Annotated in this window: 16 protein-coding genes; 5 read left to right on the forward strand and 11 right to left on the reverse strand. The window is 37.3% G+C overall.

Annotation, left to right across the window (positions count from 1 at the left end; all coding sequences use genetic code 11):
• Positions 1–2: 2 nt before the first annotated feature.
• Together ACHZA2_RS12185 and ACHZA2_RS12190 are read right to left on the reverse strand one after the other, a co-directional pair.
• On the reverse strand, positions 3–143 hold the full coding sequence (locus ACHZA2_RS12185) for a hypothetical protein (RefSeq protein ID WP_319579934.1): 141 nt from the start codon (positions 141–143) through the stop codon (positions 3–5).
• On the reverse strand, positions 136–393 hold the full coding sequence (locus ACHZA2_RS12190; protein ID WP_319579935.1) for a hypothetical protein: 258 nt from the start codon (positions 391–393) through the stop codon (positions 136–138). Before ACHZA2_RS12190 ends, ACHZA2_RS12185 begins: the two co-directional genes overlap by 8 nt.
• Between ACHZA2_RS12190 and ACHZA2_RS12195 the strand changes: the two genes are divergently transcribed.
• Complete coding sequence (locus ACHZA2_RS12195; protein WP_319579936.1) at positions 381–503, forward strand: hypothetical protein; 123 nt, start codon at positions 381–383, stop codon at positions 501–503. The two genes, ACHZA2_RS12190 and ACHZA2_RS12195, sit on opposite strands and share 13 nt — an antisense overlap.
• A gap of 221 nt (positions 504–724) precedes the next feature.
• A complete protein-coding gene (locus tag ACHZA2_RS12200; protein ID WP_319579937.1) occupies positions 725–2,839 on the forward strand; it encodes a PQQ-binding-like beta-propeller repeat protein in 2,115 nt (704 codons plus the stop codon).
• A 118-nt stretch (positions 2,840–2,957) separates the two neighbouring features.
• Here ACHZA2_RS12200 and ACHZA2_RS12205 read toward each other — a convergent pair whose 3' ends face one another.
• The 8 genes from ACHZA2_RS12205 to ACHZA2_RS12240 form a co-directional block, all read right to left on the reverse strand.
• The gene (locus tag ACHZA2_RS12205) at positions 2,958–3,512 is read right to left on the reverse strand and encodes an IS630 family transposase (RefSeq protein WP_394698568.1); all 555 of its coding nucleotides are present in this window, start codon (positions 3,510–3,512) and stop codon (positions 2,958–2,960) included.
• Positions 3,496–3,588, reverse strand: a complete 93-nt coding sequence (locus ACHZA2_RS12210; RefSeq protein ID WP_394698569.1) for a hypothetical protein — start codon at positions 3,586–3,588, stop codon at positions 3,496–3,498. The genes ACHZA2_RS12205 and ACHZA2_RS12210 overlap by 17 nt, the downstream gene beginning before the upstream one ends.
• Positions 3,589–3,621: 33 nt before the next feature.
• Positions 3,622–3,972 (reverse strand): helix-turn-helix domain-containing protein, encoded by a 351-nt coding sequence (locus tag ACHZA2_RS12215; protein WP_319579939.1) that lies wholly within the window; start codon positions 3,970–3,972, stop codon positions 3,622–3,624.
• 309 nt (positions 3,973–4,281) lie between these two features.
• On the reverse strand, positions 4,282–4,824 hold the full coding sequence (locus ACHZA2_RS12220) for an IS630 family transposase (protein ID WP_319579940.1): 543 nt from the start codon (positions 4,822–4,824) through the stop codon (positions 4,282–4,284).
• Positions 4,817–5,311, reverse strand: coding sequence for a transposase (locus ACHZA2_RS12225; protein WP_319579941.1), 495 nt, complete (start codon positions 5,309–5,311; stop codon positions 4,817–4,819). The genes ACHZA2_RS12220 and ACHZA2_RS12225 overlap by 8 nt, the downstream gene beginning before the upstream one ends.
• A gap of 43 nt (positions 5,312–5,354) precedes the next feature.
• Positions 5,355–6,206, reverse strand: a complete 852-nt coding sequence (locus ACHZA2_RS12230) for an IS5 family transposase (RefSeq protein ID WP_319579942.1) — start codon at positions 6,204–6,206, stop codon at positions 5,355–5,357.
• Between the two features lie 306 nt (positions 6,207–6,512).
• Positions 6,513–7,931 (reverse strand): hypothetical protein, encoded by a 1,419-nt coding sequence (locus ACHZA2_RS12235; RefSeq protein ID WP_319579943.1) that lies wholly within the window; start codon positions 7,929–7,931, stop codon positions 6,513–6,515.
• Positions 7,932–8,981, reverse strand: a complete 1,050-nt coding sequence (locus ACHZA2_RS12240; protein ID WP_319579944.1) for a hypothetical protein — start codon at positions 8,979–8,981, stop codon at positions 7,932–7,934.
• Between the two features lie 883 nt (positions 8,982–9,864).
• On the opposite strand from ACHZA2_RS12240, the gene ACHZA2_RS12245 reads away from it, so the two are divergent.
• From ACHZA2_RS12245 to ACHZA2_RS12255, 3 genes are all read left to right on the forward strand, one after another.
• The gene (locus ACHZA2_RS12245) at positions 9,865–10,197 is read left to right on the forward strand and encodes a hypothetical protein (RefSeq protein ID WP_319579945.1); all 333 of its coding nucleotides are present in this window, start codon (positions 9,865–9,867) and stop codon (positions 10,195–10,197) included.
• A 485-nt stretch (positions 10,198–10,682) separates the two neighbouring features.
• Positions 10,683–11,243 carry a hypothetical protein gene (locus tag ACHZA2_RS12250; RefSeq protein WP_319579946.1) on the forward strand — a complete coding sequence of 187 codons (561 nt, stop codon included), beginning with the start codon at positions 10,683–10,685 and terminating at the stop codon, positions 11,241–11,243.
• Between the two features lie 125 nt (positions 11,244–11,368).
• Positions 11,369–11,662: a hypothetical protein gene (locus ACHZA2_RS12255; protein ID WP_319579947.1), complete on the forward strand. Its 294-nt coding sequence runs from the start codon at positions 11,369–11,371 to the stop codon at positions 11,660–11,662.
• A gap of 335 nt (positions 11,663–11,997) precedes the next feature.
• Here ACHZA2_RS12255 and ACHZA2_RS12260 read toward each other — a convergent pair whose 3' ends face one another.
• Positions 11,998–13,953: a PKD domain-containing protein gene (locus ACHZA2_RS12260; RefSeq protein WP_319579948.1), complete on the reverse strand. Its 1,956-nt coding sequence runs from the start codon at positions 13,951–13,953 to the stop codon at positions 11,998–12,000.
• Positions 13,954–14,168: the final 215 nt, after the last annotated feature.

The following is a 14,168-nucleotide window of genomic DNA, read 5'->3' on the forward strand; positions in this document are numbered from 1 at the left end:
AACTATATCACAGAATTAACCTGGTTTTTCTTCCCGTCGATGATCTCCCAGTCTAATGTCGCAAAATAGTCCTGAATCGTCTTTTCACAGAGAGAATAGATTGCGTTATCGGCAAGATTGTCACTTTCGATCTTTTCAAACACCTTCTCTGTAGATTCCCCAGACGTTATAATCGGCGTTTGCCGATGAGATTGCATGCCGGAATATGGCTGCAGTCCGCTCTTTTTCAACCTTGATCCTTTTAGTGATCGCCCCATAATTACCAAAATATTTCTTCCACCCTGAATCAACCGGTGAGTTCAACCCTGCTTTTTTCAGGAATCCAATAGCACGGTTTACGGCGATTCTATCCATCAGGCCCGGTTCGTTTTTTCTCCAGAATGCAAGCTTCATGTACGAATCTCCCAGGAATCGCACTCTTCTTCCTGACCAACTTTCATCCGAACCAGGATCATCTCATCATCCTGATTGCATTCCCCCGGCCAGGCAACGCCGAGACATAATGTCTGCAGGTTGCACACCTCCGGTATGAGGAAGAAGAGTTACCCATTTAGGAAAAAAGGGAGCCAGTCAGGGATAAACGGGAATTTAAATGGATGAAATCTTATTACCTTCACACGCAGTTTTAGATGATGATGGCCACTCGAATTCTAATTGGACAACATCGATGTCAACTAATTAAAACGACATGCTTATATGCAACAAAAATAATTAATCAATCTATATGAAGAAAAAATTATTATTAATTTTAATTGCTTTATTATGCTTATTTCTTATTTTTTTAGGGTTCAATGCCGGTTACTCACATAACATTAAAAATTTCAATAATTTAACAAAAAAGGAGGACACAAAACAAACATACAATCATATTAGCGAGATAAAATTCGGCAACAGTGATTGGAAGTTTATTTCAAACGAGCCGATTCACTTTTACCCCGCAATATATGATGGAATACTATATGATGTCAATCCTATTGGTTATCTTCAAAGTACATATCTCAAATCTGATAAAATAATCAATACAAAGAGTAATTTAAATGTTTGTTTCCATGATGTCTCATCCATATCTCCCGTCATTTCAAACAGTATACTATATATTGGAAGTTACAATCATTGTTTTTATGCCTTTGACACTCAAACGGGAAATATTATTTGGACGACTACATTAGGCAATATTACTCTATTTTCTCCTACAATTTCAAATGAAATTATTTTTGTTGGGGGTGATGATGGATTCCTACATTTTTTAAATGTTCAAACGGGGAAAGAGGTCGGAAACATTAAAACAAACGGGATAATCTCTGCATTCCCTATTACACATGGGGATAATATTTTCTTTGGCAGTGAAGATGGTAATTTATATGCAATGAATACTAAAAATAAGACTATAATTTGGAAATTCAAAACAAATGGGACAGTATCTTCATCACCAGTTATATTCAATAATACAATTTACTATGGTAATGACGAATCTAACATATATGCTATAAATATAGACACTGGAGCTGAAAAGTGGAGATTTGGACTTAATGATAGCATCCTTCATTCACCGTCTGTATCTAAAGAATATGTTCATGTTAGTAGTAATAATGGAATTATCTACACATTGGATCCAACTACTGGAAAGGTGATTTGGACATACAAAACAAGCGGGAAAATACCCTATACTCCATCAATTTTTAATAACACAGTTTTTGTTAGTAATTACAATGATCAATCTTATCTATTAAATGCAATAACTGGAAATGTAATTTGGAGCATCCAAACGGGAGATGGAATCGCTTCAATTCCAGTTCTTTTTAACGATGTCCTTTATTTTAAATGCAATGATAATACCCAATACAAAGTTGATTTTGATTCAGGAAATATAATCTCACATGAAATTTCTCCAATGATGAATTTATTGGTTTCTTCTCCTTCAGTTTCAAACGATATTGTTGTTTTTAGAGGTTATGATTCATATATATATGCACTTAATCCCTTATCAGGGATAGTTAACTGGAAAATTAAAGGTGTATCAAATTCTATACCTCTCATATATAATCAAAGTGTCATTTATAATACAAATAATGGAATATCTGCAGTTAATATACAAACTGGGAAAGAAGAATGGAATATAAAGTCTAAAAATCTCTCTTTTTCTGCACCTTTAATGTTAAATGGAACTATCTATTTTTGGGGTAATAATACGATATATTCATATTCAAATAATACCCTAATAACAAGAAATAATTGGTTTCCTATTGGTATCCATGATGATTTTCCATCATATACTAATAAGACATTCATTTTTCGATGCAATGACTCTAGGGATATTTGTGCTGTATACGAACCATCAGAGAAAGAAATATGGAGAACACACCTAAATAATGAACGAGGTCTAACTCCCACATTTGTGTGGAACAATACTGTATATTTTGGGACTACTAATCGTCACGTTTACGCATTTGATATAAAAACTAAATCTATTAAGTGGTGTTTCAATACTAGTGGTGATGTAATCTCTTCACCAACAATTGCAGATGGATCTCTCATTGTTGGTGATAATAATGGAAATTTGTATTCAATAGAAACATCAACGGGAAAAGAAAAATGGAAATTCTATGTGGATTGGATGGTGGGATCTACTCCTTTTGTGTCGAATGGGATTATTTATGTTGGAAGTGGTTCTGGATACATATATGCAGTAGCAGAAACCGATGGAACCCCATTGTGGCAATACAATACTCATGGCAAGGGTGTATTCTCAACACCTGCTATTTTAAATGATAGCATGTTCTTTACTTGTTCTGATAGTTACTTATATAATCTCAATATATCAAATAAAACGTGGAACTGATTTTTATTTGACCAAAACCCTGAAAATGTGAAGCATTTTCACTGAAAATTTAAACAAGGTGCTACAAAGAAATAACTCAATAGTATGGTAATATTTTCGCATATTTCTCTTATTTATATTAAACGCCATAATTTATTTTGCAAAGCGATCTGAATTTATCATTGGGTTTGCCCCACTGATCAAATGCCTCAGTGATACTCTCCCATAAAGATTGCACAGTGGGAAAATAACGATTATGCGCTTCAGAATGTCGAGTTTCCTTCCAAACCAATTCCACTGGATTCAATTCAGGACTATATGGCTGTAAAAAGAAGAGTTGAATTTTTCGTTTATTTTCTTCAAGCCACGGTATCAACCATGTTGCATGGTGATATCTGGCATTATCAATAATAAGCAAAATTTTCTTTTTCGGGGTTTTATATTGAATAATATGCTTTAAATGTTCAAGGAAAGTTTCTGCACTGAAGACAGGGCTGATATCATACATAAATCGTCCATCTTGATTATTGACGGTCCCAAAAACGCTAATCTTTCGGCAAGTCGGTTCTTGCTTAATTACTGGATTTTTGATCTCCGTTGGGATCCACATCCTACATCTTGTACCATTTTGTTGGAAGTGGCATTCATCTGTACTCCAAACATCATACTTCCCGCTCTTAATCTTTTGAATCAATTTTTTTAAAGCGGGATTGTTTTTGTAGATCAACTTTGGAACTAATGGGTCTCGGTTTTCTTTGTCTAAGTTCCAATTTGTGAAATATTCTTTGACACTGTCTAACGCTTTAAATAATTCCATACTTTTTTAAAATATGATGACTCATGAATTTTCCATCCCAAAGGTTCTGGTTATATCCCAATAGTTTGGGATCTTCTACGATTGTCTCACGGATTTCTTTCATTTGGTCGAAAGAGAGGGATGGAGAGCGCCCAGTATGGGGTTCATCCCTTAATGATTTGAATCCACCTTCATTAAACCGATTTACCCAATTTTCAATCGTTGTGACAGTATGTCCCAAAATTTTGGCAGATTCGGAACAAGAATAGCCTAATGCAACAAGCAATACTCCATGTAATCGATGATCATATTTTGAGTCGTCATTTCTATGAATTTCATTTTGGAGTAAGGTGACCATAGGGGGAGCATTTACTACTGTCAACCTGCGCATAGTGAATTATAGGGTTCTTCAATTTATTAAAGAGGATAGCAAAAAACCCTACATTTTTCTCTCACTGTTAACCGCAAACTCCAATGAAAAGATATTCTAAGCGATGATATGCGGATTGACTCAAAATATTGCTAAATTATTCGGTTTTCCTTCCAAAGAACTATAGCTACCGCTATGATTGCGTATTTTTTTCGACACTTCTCAATCTATAAAGGTTGTATGCAAAACAAGAAAAGACATTTTTTACATGTACTCGTTCAACTGTTGTAATTATAGTTAGTTGCATAACATTTTAAAATAATAATCCCTGCTTAAGAATTTTTTAGCCCATCCGAAAATGTAGGATTTTCGCATAACTCGATCATAAAATTCCTCTTCAATTATTGCCATCATGTGTCGAAGATCTTGGACAAATATCTTGGAAATCTCTCTTTTAATTGCTCTCCAAATCTGCTCAATTGGATTTAAATCTGGAGAATATGGAGGAAGAAAAACGAGGATGATATTATGTTCTTCAGCAAATTCTCTAACAAACTTTGATCGATGTGATGAGAAATTATCCAATATCAAAATTATTCTTTTATTGGGATTTGCATCAACAAATTCAGATAAAACCTCACATACATCTTCTTTTTTTGATCGAGATTTGAATGTAATTATTGAATTGCCGTTTGGTGAATAGATACCAAATGTATTTGCTCTAATCTTTGAAGTATTCTTAATTATTGGCTTTTTTTCAAATGACCAAAGTCTTTGTGTATTTGCAGTCGTTTGGGGTGAACATTCATCCAAAAATCCAACAATAGTATTCTTACTCATGTTTGGAAGGTTTTTTTAAACCTTCCTCAGCATCTGGAGGCCTTCGATAATCCTGTGGATATGGCTTATAAAACAACATATCAAAAGAATGTAATATTCTTCTTACCTGATCCATACTGTACGTAACCCCATATTTCAATTGGATGAGTTGTTTTGCTTCAATTGTAGTCCAATGATCCTTTAATTTTAGTTCCTCCTTTAATTCTTCTTTTTCATGAGCTGATAATTTTGAAGGCCGACCTCCGGCATATTGAGGAATCAGACCTGCATAACCTTCTTGATTCCACCGTTCTTGCCAATGATACCCTGTTGCAGCAGTTATTCCAACTTTTTCGGATGCCTCAGGGACCAATAATCCTGAATATCGAAGATTGATGAAAAGTAATCGTTTAAACATTTTTGATTGTAGTGAATAATCCTTAATTTTTCCTTTTAATTTTTGAGTAGAAATATGCCTTATGATCTCTATTTGCTCTGTATTTACCACAATTATTAATTCTGTTTAATATTATAATGAGTATTGCACGGCACTATAATACATAACCACCCTTAAAAACCCTTTTCATAACTGCATCTGGGCGTTCTACGAGTGAACGAACTCTCGAAATTGCTCTATTTCTTCTTATTTGTTTACAACATAATGGGTGGTTTCTCGTCGCCCGATCCATCGTTTTGTCCATAGAAGCCCTTGGTTCAACTCCAAAGTACCCACGATCTCTGTAGACCGTTTGTCCTTCTTCTGATAGATCAACCTGACTATCATGAAGTGAGGCTGTTGACGTAGCAACGCTCCGAATAAATTGATTTTCCTTATCTACCAAAGTATGCATTTTAAAACCGAAGTAAGAACAATTACCTTTTTTGCTCCAACTACCTTCTTTTGAGCGCCGGGTTTGTGCCTCCTCACCCCTCTGTTTGTCTACTTTAGCATGACCAGGATCTGCTTTAATAAAGGTTGCATCTTGCAAAACTCCTCGAATTATTTTATATCCCAAATTATCTAGTTGATTTTGTAATTCGACCCAGATTCGTTCAAGAGAATCGTTATTTTTCAACCGCTCTCTAAAATACCAAATTATTGAACGATCTGGTACTTCTTCAGGATACCCCAGAAAGTGACGAAAACTTACTCGATCATAGATGTGTCGTTCAATATCATAATCCGATAATCCATAGAGCTGCTGGAGAACGAGTATTTTTACCATTAAAATCTCATCAAAGTGAGGTCTCCCTCCATTCTCTTTGTTATCTTTGTATAAGGACGAGATTATTCCTCTAAAAGACTCCCAATCAAGTGAATCGCTTATATTTGATAGTGTATCACCGAGGGCCTGAACTTTAGAATATTCTCCACGAAAAATGTATGAAGTGAAATCGTCCACAATTATTATTCGTTCTTCTCAGATAAAATGAGGAGGTTTTTAGCTATTCTCTAAAATATTATGTCGTGGAGTATAGTTACAACAGTTGAACGAGTACATGTAAAAAATGTCTTTACTTGCTTGCATACAACCTTTATCGATTGAGAAGTATCGAAAAAATTATGCAATAATAACGGTATCTATAGTTCTTTGGAAGGAAAACTCAATAATTTAGCAATATTTTGAGTCAATCCACATATCATCGTTTAGAATATCTCTTCATTGGAGCCTGCAGCTAACAGTGAGAAAAAAATGTAGGGTTTTTAGTTATCCTCTAGTAATTACTCCTTTTGAATCAATATAAAAGGTAATTAAAACATCATAAGTTTTGGTTATGGAACAATTAGTTACGGAAATTCCAGTAATCCTCTGAATTTCAATTTTAGTTAAATATTCATACTGATTTCCATTCTGATCAGTAGTAATACATCCGAATGGCATTTGTACAATTTGCTCACCATCATCAGTTGTTTCTATATTCCCTGGAATTATATTCATATTTCCCCATTGAATAAATTTCCAATCATTAAAATTAGTTATATCACTACCGACTAGTTCTCCAACAACTGCATGGCCAGGGAAATTGCAATTTGTATTAGTAATTGACACAAAATACAAATTCTTACTTGGAGCGGTTGAATTATTAAATGGGTGTTCAGTACAATTTTCAATTTTTCTCCAATAACAGTTTGCTAATTGATCTTGCCATTGAGATAAACATCCAGCCCATGCCATTAGTATTATTGCGTTGTGATAACAGATCGCTTCTTTCCAATCTCCTGAACAACAACGGTATTGATGAATATTAAAATCTATATATGATGAATTGAGTGCAGGATCACATTGGACAACAGTCCAATTGCATGTGACTGAAACGGGTTTGTGACCGTCCGAAGCAACAACTTGAATTGTATTTGTTCCTACAACACTAGATGTCCCCGTGACTGTTATTGTTTGTCCTGCTGTTACCGAGGTGGTTTGTGAATTATCTTGGACTCCATTAATAAACACGGTAATTGTTGCATCAGCTTGAGTGAGAGTCACCGGAAAACTTTGAGATTGACCAGCTATAGTGGTTGAAGAACTATCTGGGCAGGTAATAGATAGCGCAGGTTGAGAGCCTGCCCAAACAGTCCATGAGCAAGTAGCTTGTCCACTTCCTGTAGAATTCCAAGCTTTAGCAGTAATGGTGTGTGTACCTGCACTGAGTCCTGATGGTAGAGTGCAAGTTGATGATGTTCCATTCGTAGTAATAGAGATTGGAGTCAGGCTGTTATCTACGTATATTTCAATCGTTGCTGTCTGATCTGTGGTAACTGTTACTCTCGGAGGTTGACTAGAGTAACTTGGATCAGGACAAGCCATAGTCACATTAATAGATGTCCCCGCAATAACAGTCCATGAACAAGAAGCAGATCCGGAACCATTAGAGTTGTTCGCTGTTATAGTTACGGTATTAGTCTTAAGAATGCTCGAACGTACAACAAATTGAACCGTTTGATTTGCAGTAGCAGTTATCGTCTGTGAACTATCTTGAACGCCATTCAGAGAAAAAGTAACTGTTGCAGCTTGGCTAATTATAGCTGAAATTGTTCGGGGGACACCAGCAGGAGTCGTAGAACTACTGCCACAATTTAAAGTGACTGTTGGATAAGAAGGAGTATCTCCACAACATTCTTCACACATTTAATTCACCTCCAATAATTCTTCCTGCATAAGATATTGTGGAATGATCCATCCATTACAATATACAATATTATTCTCCTTCCAAACAAGCTCGGCACCTGCATACTCCTTTTTAACCCAATATTTATTGGTAAATTCCTCATATGCACATCTGCATCCTGTGAAAGGTCTTCCAACTTTACCCGTTTTTATCATATCAAAAACATTCCCGAGGTTGGGAGAATTTTTCACAGGAAAACCTTGGATTTTTAAATCTAGAAATACTGAAGGATGATAGCAGATTATCGGTTTATTCTCTGGTTTTTCAGAAAATTTTAGTGAATCATTTTTACTAAATCCAATTATTGCCAAATCATAATCACTTTTAACAAATTCTTCTGTAAATTCTGCATAAAATGATTTAAACCAAGTAAGATTTGGAAATATGTCATAATATTCTGCAGGGAATGTCCCGACTGCGATCACCTTTTTTTCTGACTTTGGCAATTGCATTTTAGGAAGGACACTATCTTTAAGTATAGAATCAATGTTATATAACGAAGGAGTCTTATCAAGATAGGGGCCATTCATAGGTTCTGGAGCCTTTGAAATAATTGTCTGAACAGTCCTATTATGGACAATATCCCACATTCCAGACAAGTCACCATAAAACTCCATTTCGAGACTTTCATATGAATTTGCTGGATCAAGAATATGTTCTTTCCAGAAATCTTTTAAGTCGTAGGGGACTACTTCATTTATCTGTTGAAATAAATCCAAATACGCTGCTCCCATCGGAGAATAGGGTAGCGTGATTTCAAGAATATATTTATCATACCCGATCGGTACCCATTCATTAAAACTATTTTTTGTCTTTGTAGCTTCAAGTGGAATGGAATAGAGGTATGACCCTTTTTTCAGGGGATTATAAATATCCTTATAGGGATCACTCATCTGTAGAATTGCAACAGTGTATCCTTCCTCTCGAAGTTTTTCTTCGAGAAGAGATACCACTTTACCTTTCCCATTTCGTGGGTTTGAGGTGATTACATACAAATCTTTTTCGTCCATCGTTTCGTCTCTTTTATAAAATTAAAACATTCGACTGTCTTTTTGAGTTAATGGTAATTTGATGAGAAATCCCTGAATCCATCTTCAATAATGCTGCATTTTGTGTCTTGAGAGAACGTACTTGGAGGATCTTAGTGAACAAAAGGCTACATGGTGAAAGGTAAAAAACAGCCTTGAGTCTGATAGTATTAGTAATAAGAACGGATTCAGGGTAGTATCCTTCTTTTGAATAATACATTTCCTTTCTCATCACTAAAAGAATAACACGTAATAGTAAAAAAGTCTTAAACGAGAATTACATTAATGGGATATTCCTTTAGTTTTAATAAATCTAACAAAATTGATTAAACATTTTTTGGTACAAATGAAAATAAGGCCCAAATTAATCTAGATTTTCGTATGATATTTTTATATTAATTTTCTAAAATGTGTAAATATACCTAAGCATTTAAGTCACAATTAACATTCTTATTTTTTTAATGCAAATCGACAGATTTTTAATAAGATCTAATGAGTCGAATATGCAGACATTGAGACAGAAGATCTCTTTGTTCTGTGGAGATTAATTGAAGGATATGAAAAAATTGATCCTAGAAGCATTAAAATCAGAATTAACCAGAAAACAGAGGGTTAAAACCCATAATTGATCCCCGCCTCAAGAGTACTCACTACCACATGTGCATCAGAGAACGGAGATCAATATCCATGTATTACTATGTGATGATAAATTTTCGTCATTAGATTAAAATTATAATGGAACTGCAGAATTGTCCTTATTTCAAAGTACTTTCCTTAGGAAAATACTCGGATTACCTCTGTATCAGAAAAGCAGGAGAGATGTGCACAGGTGATCCAAACTGTTTCATGCGAGAATGTGATGAATATGCAACAGAAGTATGATCGTATTGCGTATTCATTAGCTCAACGGTTGCTGCGAACAGATGGATATATTGTGGAGAAAACAACTGGACATATAAGTCTCTTTAATCTTATTGCATGGAAAGGAACTAATGAAATACGTTTCATTAGGATACGAAGATCCCGGAAACCAGGAGTAGATCAATTTAATAAAGAGATTGTAAATCTTGCAGATCTAGTAAAAATTAGATCTATACCAGGTGTTGTGGAATTTTGGTTATTATCCACTCATCAATGGTATCGTTACTTAATTCTTGAAGGAGGTGCAGTCCCATTGGAAATTGGGGAGATTAAATAACTCATTCTTATGAGACTGAACTTCAATACGTTATCATTTCACTGGATTTACAATTTCAGAAAAATATCTGTGTATGGTCTAAAAATGAGACCTAATGCAGAAATCTGCGCAAGATATCAATGTCCAAACCTTTATTGGGCATTTCGAGGAAGCCGTCGGCTTCGCAAGTGTAAGATTGTAGAACGTTATCCAGGTAGTTTAAAAAATTGTCCGGAGGGTAAGTTTTAATTTTAAATGGTTTTCTATCGTTCAGACAATAATTAATTACTTCAATACCGTTATTTTTTAAAAATTTCTTTGAATTGTTCTTATTTTAACCAGATATTTTTTCTTTTAATACTTGTCTGATGAGTTCAATATGCCCACGGGCAGGAGTAGAAATTGGAATATAATCTGCGATCCGAAAAAAGATTTTCTCACCAATTCATTGATATTCGTTGTAGAGACATCAAGTTCCTTCAATCTAGTAATCGGAGGATAGCAAGATGAGGACAATAATCTTTGGCATCCTTGTTATAATTGGTATAATCTCTTTGGGGATTACAATAGGAGATGTTTTATCATCTTCAGTTATTTGTGATGGATCTTATTGGGTACATTCTTCAGTGCTGGATCAAAACGAAACTCATGGAGTGAATCTTTTTACAACTGATCATGCAACAGTAGATCGAGAGACACGAATTACTAATGGGGTGGAGTCTTCAATATCAGCCAGTAGTTCTGGAGTACTTGGTGTTGATGAGTACTTAAACCATCTACGGAATAATGGACAGTTAGATACACCATTATGTGTATTCGATATCCAAGATCTAGGTTCATTAAATCGAGATGAGGTATCAGTTTCTGGTTTGTTACACAACTCAACCTACGTTTCCTCCCGTTCTGATGAGGTTAATGCCAAGACATTAGCAAATACCTACATAAATGGGTCCGGATTGATTCTCATAGGGAAAAAATCAACTAACGCAAGTGCTGAACTAAATGAACTTGCTTCTGCCCATGGACGAATGAGCATATTTGATTCCGTGAAATTTGGGGATGAATAATTTGGATTCATCTTCCATCGTTTTTTCTTGTATTACCATTTTCAATACAATGGGAATGGTAGTCATTTGGATACGATATCTCCAGTTTATTCGTCATTCATTCAAAATTAGTGAACAAATTTTACATGAATTTAAAAAAAATTAGCATCTTAATAAAGACTGTAAATATTTATGAGATTATATCAATTAGAAAAATTACTGGTGATGATGAAGGCACATCAGTTCTGCCTGATGCCGGTGATGAAGCACTGTCATTCATTCAATCAGAGGGTGTGCAATCAGATACGCCTGAAGATAGTGATCAGTGCAAGAACCAGCAGCATTCCGGCGTGTATCTCTCCAGTATCAATCCGCATGATTTTGTCAGGATGATAGAAGGCCCTAACCGGCGGAGATGTTCGGTCTGTGGGAAGAGATAGACATGTGTGAATATGATAAGCTGGTTCATCCTCTCCATGATAATGTCAATGAACCTCTATTGTTTGATCAATGATCCCAGTATATCTGGCTCAAATCATCCGTAGGAAACCTATTAAAGAAAAAGAAATAGCACTCAATTTGAACAATATCCCGGGAATAGGATGCATGAAAACCATAGTCTGACTGTGCCACCAGTTTCAGTTGATATACTCTCTTCATACAGTAGGGTTTCTGAATAGTCCTTTCGTTTGATACTAATTGTTCATAAAAAAAAGAGGTTAATATTTCTCGCATCACGCCATGCGAATGAAAATGCATAACATTTTCAGACTATTTACACTGTCCCGGGTGCCTGATACTTCTTGGCAAATATCCTGCCATCAGTAACAGTGATTGAACCCGGAAGCACCCCGATTGCTCCTGACTTTGCATTCATGATCTTGAGTGTAACCGAGTATGTCCCTGGAACGGTATAGGTATGGACCGGATCTTTCTTGCCGGATGTTGCTCCATCTCCGAAATTCCAGTAATATGATGTGGGATTTCCCTGACATGCACTGGTGAAGGCGACAGTCAGGGGAGCTGAGCCCTTCGTCTCAGTGGCAGTAAAATAGACCTTCAATGAATCTGAAGAACCCTCATTTTCGGTTGCATTGTTCCCGGGAGAAACAGCGTTCAATGACCAGTTTTCAACAGAGCCTAGCATACTGGTTCCTCCGTTGGGTCCCGGCTGCGAGAGGAGGGTTTCCATATCAACCATCGGTGTCGGGTTTTCAGAGTCAGCTTGGGTGAGATCTACAACCCAGGCGTCATACGTTCCATGATTCCCTGATACATCACCGTCATTGGAGTTTGTGTATCCGGCAACCATGTACCTCTCCCTGTTGGTCTGGATAAGTGTCCATGCATCGTCATCTCCGCTGCCACCCATGCACTTCTGCCATATCAGACTGCCCTGTGCATCCAGTTTAACGATCCATGCATCATACTCCCCGTGATTCCCTGAAACATCGCCATCATTGGAGTTTGTGTATCCGGCAATAAGGTACCCGCCGTCAGAATCCTGGATTACTGATTCTGCTCCGTCATCCCCGGTACCACCGAGGCACTTCTGCCATGTCAGATTGCCTTGTGTATCCAGTTTGGCTATCCACGCATCGTAGTTTCCATGGTTTCCTGACACGTTCCCGTCTGTGGAGTTTGTATATCCTCCAATCAGGTATCCCCCGTCTTTGGTACTGATGATCGAGTTTGCACCATCATCCCCACTGCCACCGAGGCACGTCTGCAACTCAAGCCCGCCGGTTGTGTTCAGACCTACAATCCAGGCATCATAGTCTCCATGGTTTCCAGTCACATCCCCATCGGTGGACTCTGACATCCCTGCAGCCAGATATCCTCCTTCCGGAGCCGTTACCACAGCTGTTGCCCGATCCTCACCTGATCCACCCAGACACTTTTGCCACACAAGTGTTCCGTTAGCGTTCAGCTTCTGAACCCAGAGATCATAGTCCCCATGGTTTCCTGACACGTTCCCGTCATTGGATCCGGCTCCTCCACCGATGAAATACCCTCCATCTGTAGTCTGGATTCCTGAATAGCCCCAGTCGTGTTGACTTCCTCCAAGGCTGGTAGACCATTCAGTCGTGCCGTTTTGTGAGAGCTTCAATGCCCATACGTCATCAGCACCATGGTTTCCGGTCACATTCCCGTCAGTTGAGTATGAATACCCGGTGATCAGAAATCCGTTATCGGTGGTCTGGTTCACAGTCATACCGATATCGATAGCTGAACCGCCAAGATTCTTCTGCCATTCGATGGCTCCTGTTTCGTTGAACTTTACAACCCAGTAGTCATACTTTCCAAGATTTCCGGTAACATTCCCGTCTGTGGAGTTTGAATATCCGCAAAAGATGTACCCCCCGTCTGTTGTCCTGGCAAGTGAGATTGCAGCCTCCCCACCACTCCCTCCAAAACATTTCTGCCAGGTTATGTTGGTTTCCGGAGTATCCTGAACTGCCAGTAAGGCAGCGGTTCCTGACGTGCCTTTCGTTGTGACATCCTGTGCAGAAACTGCAGGACTCTGGGATTTCATCGGTGGCTGAAGCATCGTGGTTGTATTATTTCCTGATTGGGCATCAGATGATGCATGAAATATCCCAGCCGGTACATCTGGTGCCGGCCCTGGTATCGCTGATACATTCACAATCAGAAGACCAATGCAGACCAGCCCGATGAGAAGCATACACAAGCGTCGTGTCGAATATTCAAAATAAGAATTAACCGTCATATTTCCCCATTTATCTCCCTAACGCGGCAGAACGATCCACCATACCGTAGTTCTTCGTACTATTTGAAGAGTAATATAATTATCGATATATGTGAGTCAGTGATTTTCAAAATCTGAGCCGTGTGGGACGAATACCTACAAATCCCTGCTTGAATTCAGATAATGTCTTGCATATCCCCTGTGTTCGGCGAGTCAAAAACTATCATGAAAGATGG

Origin of the sequence: uncultured Methanospirillum sp., from assembly GCF_963668415.2 — an archaeon.
Taxonomy (GTDB): Archaea; Halobacteriota; Methanomicrobia; order Methanomicrobiales; family Methanospirillaceae; genus Methanospirillum.

Excerpts from the sequence above, each read along its gene's own strand:
- ACHZA2_RS12195 (WP_319579936.1), top strand. The coding sequence starts at position 381 with ATGCAAGCTTCATGTACGAATCTCCCAGGAATCGCACTCTTCTTCCTG.
- ACHZA2_RS12190 (WP_319579935.1), bottom strand. The coding sequence starts at position 393 with ATGAAGCTTGCATTCTGGAGAAAAAACGAACCGGGCCTGATGGATAGA.
- ACHZA2_RS12200 (WP_319579937.1), top strand. The coding sequence starts at position 725 with ATGAAGAAAAAATTATTATTAATTTTAATTGCTTTATTATGCTTATTT.
- ACHZA2_RS12215 (WP_319579939.1), bottom strand. The coding sequence starts at position 3,972 with ATGGTCACCTTACTCCAAAATGAAATTCATAGAAATGACGACTCAAAA.
- ACHZA2_RS12220 (WP_319579940.1), bottom strand. The coding sequence starts at position 4,824 with ATGAGTAAGAATACTATTGTTGGATTTTTGGATGAATGTTCACCCCAA.
- ACHZA2_RS12235 (WP_319579943.1), bottom strand. The coding sequence starts at position 7,931 with ATGTGTGAAGAATGTTGTGGAGATACTCCTTCTTATCCAACAGTCACT.
- ACHZA2_RS12240 (WP_319579944.1), bottom strand. The coding sequence starts at position 8,981 with ATGGACGAAAAAGATTTGTATGTAATCACCTCAAACCCACGAAATGGG.
- ACHZA2_RS12245 (WP_319579945.1), top strand. The coding sequence starts at position 9,865 with ATGCAACAGAAGTATGATCGTATTGCGTATTCATTAGCTCAACGGTTG.
- ACHZA2_RS12250 (WP_319579946.1), top strand. The coding sequence starts at position 10,683 with ATGAGGACAATAATCTTTGGCATCCTTGTTATAATTGGTATAATCTCT.
- ACHZA2_RS12255 (WP_319579947.1), top strand. The coding sequence starts at position 11,369 with ATGAATTTAAAAAAAATTAGCATCTTAATAAAGACTGTAAATATTTAT.
- ACHZA2_RS12260 (WP_319579948.1), bottom strand. The coding sequence starts at position 13,953 with ATGACGGTTAATTCTTATTTTGAATATTCGACACGACGCTTGTGTATG.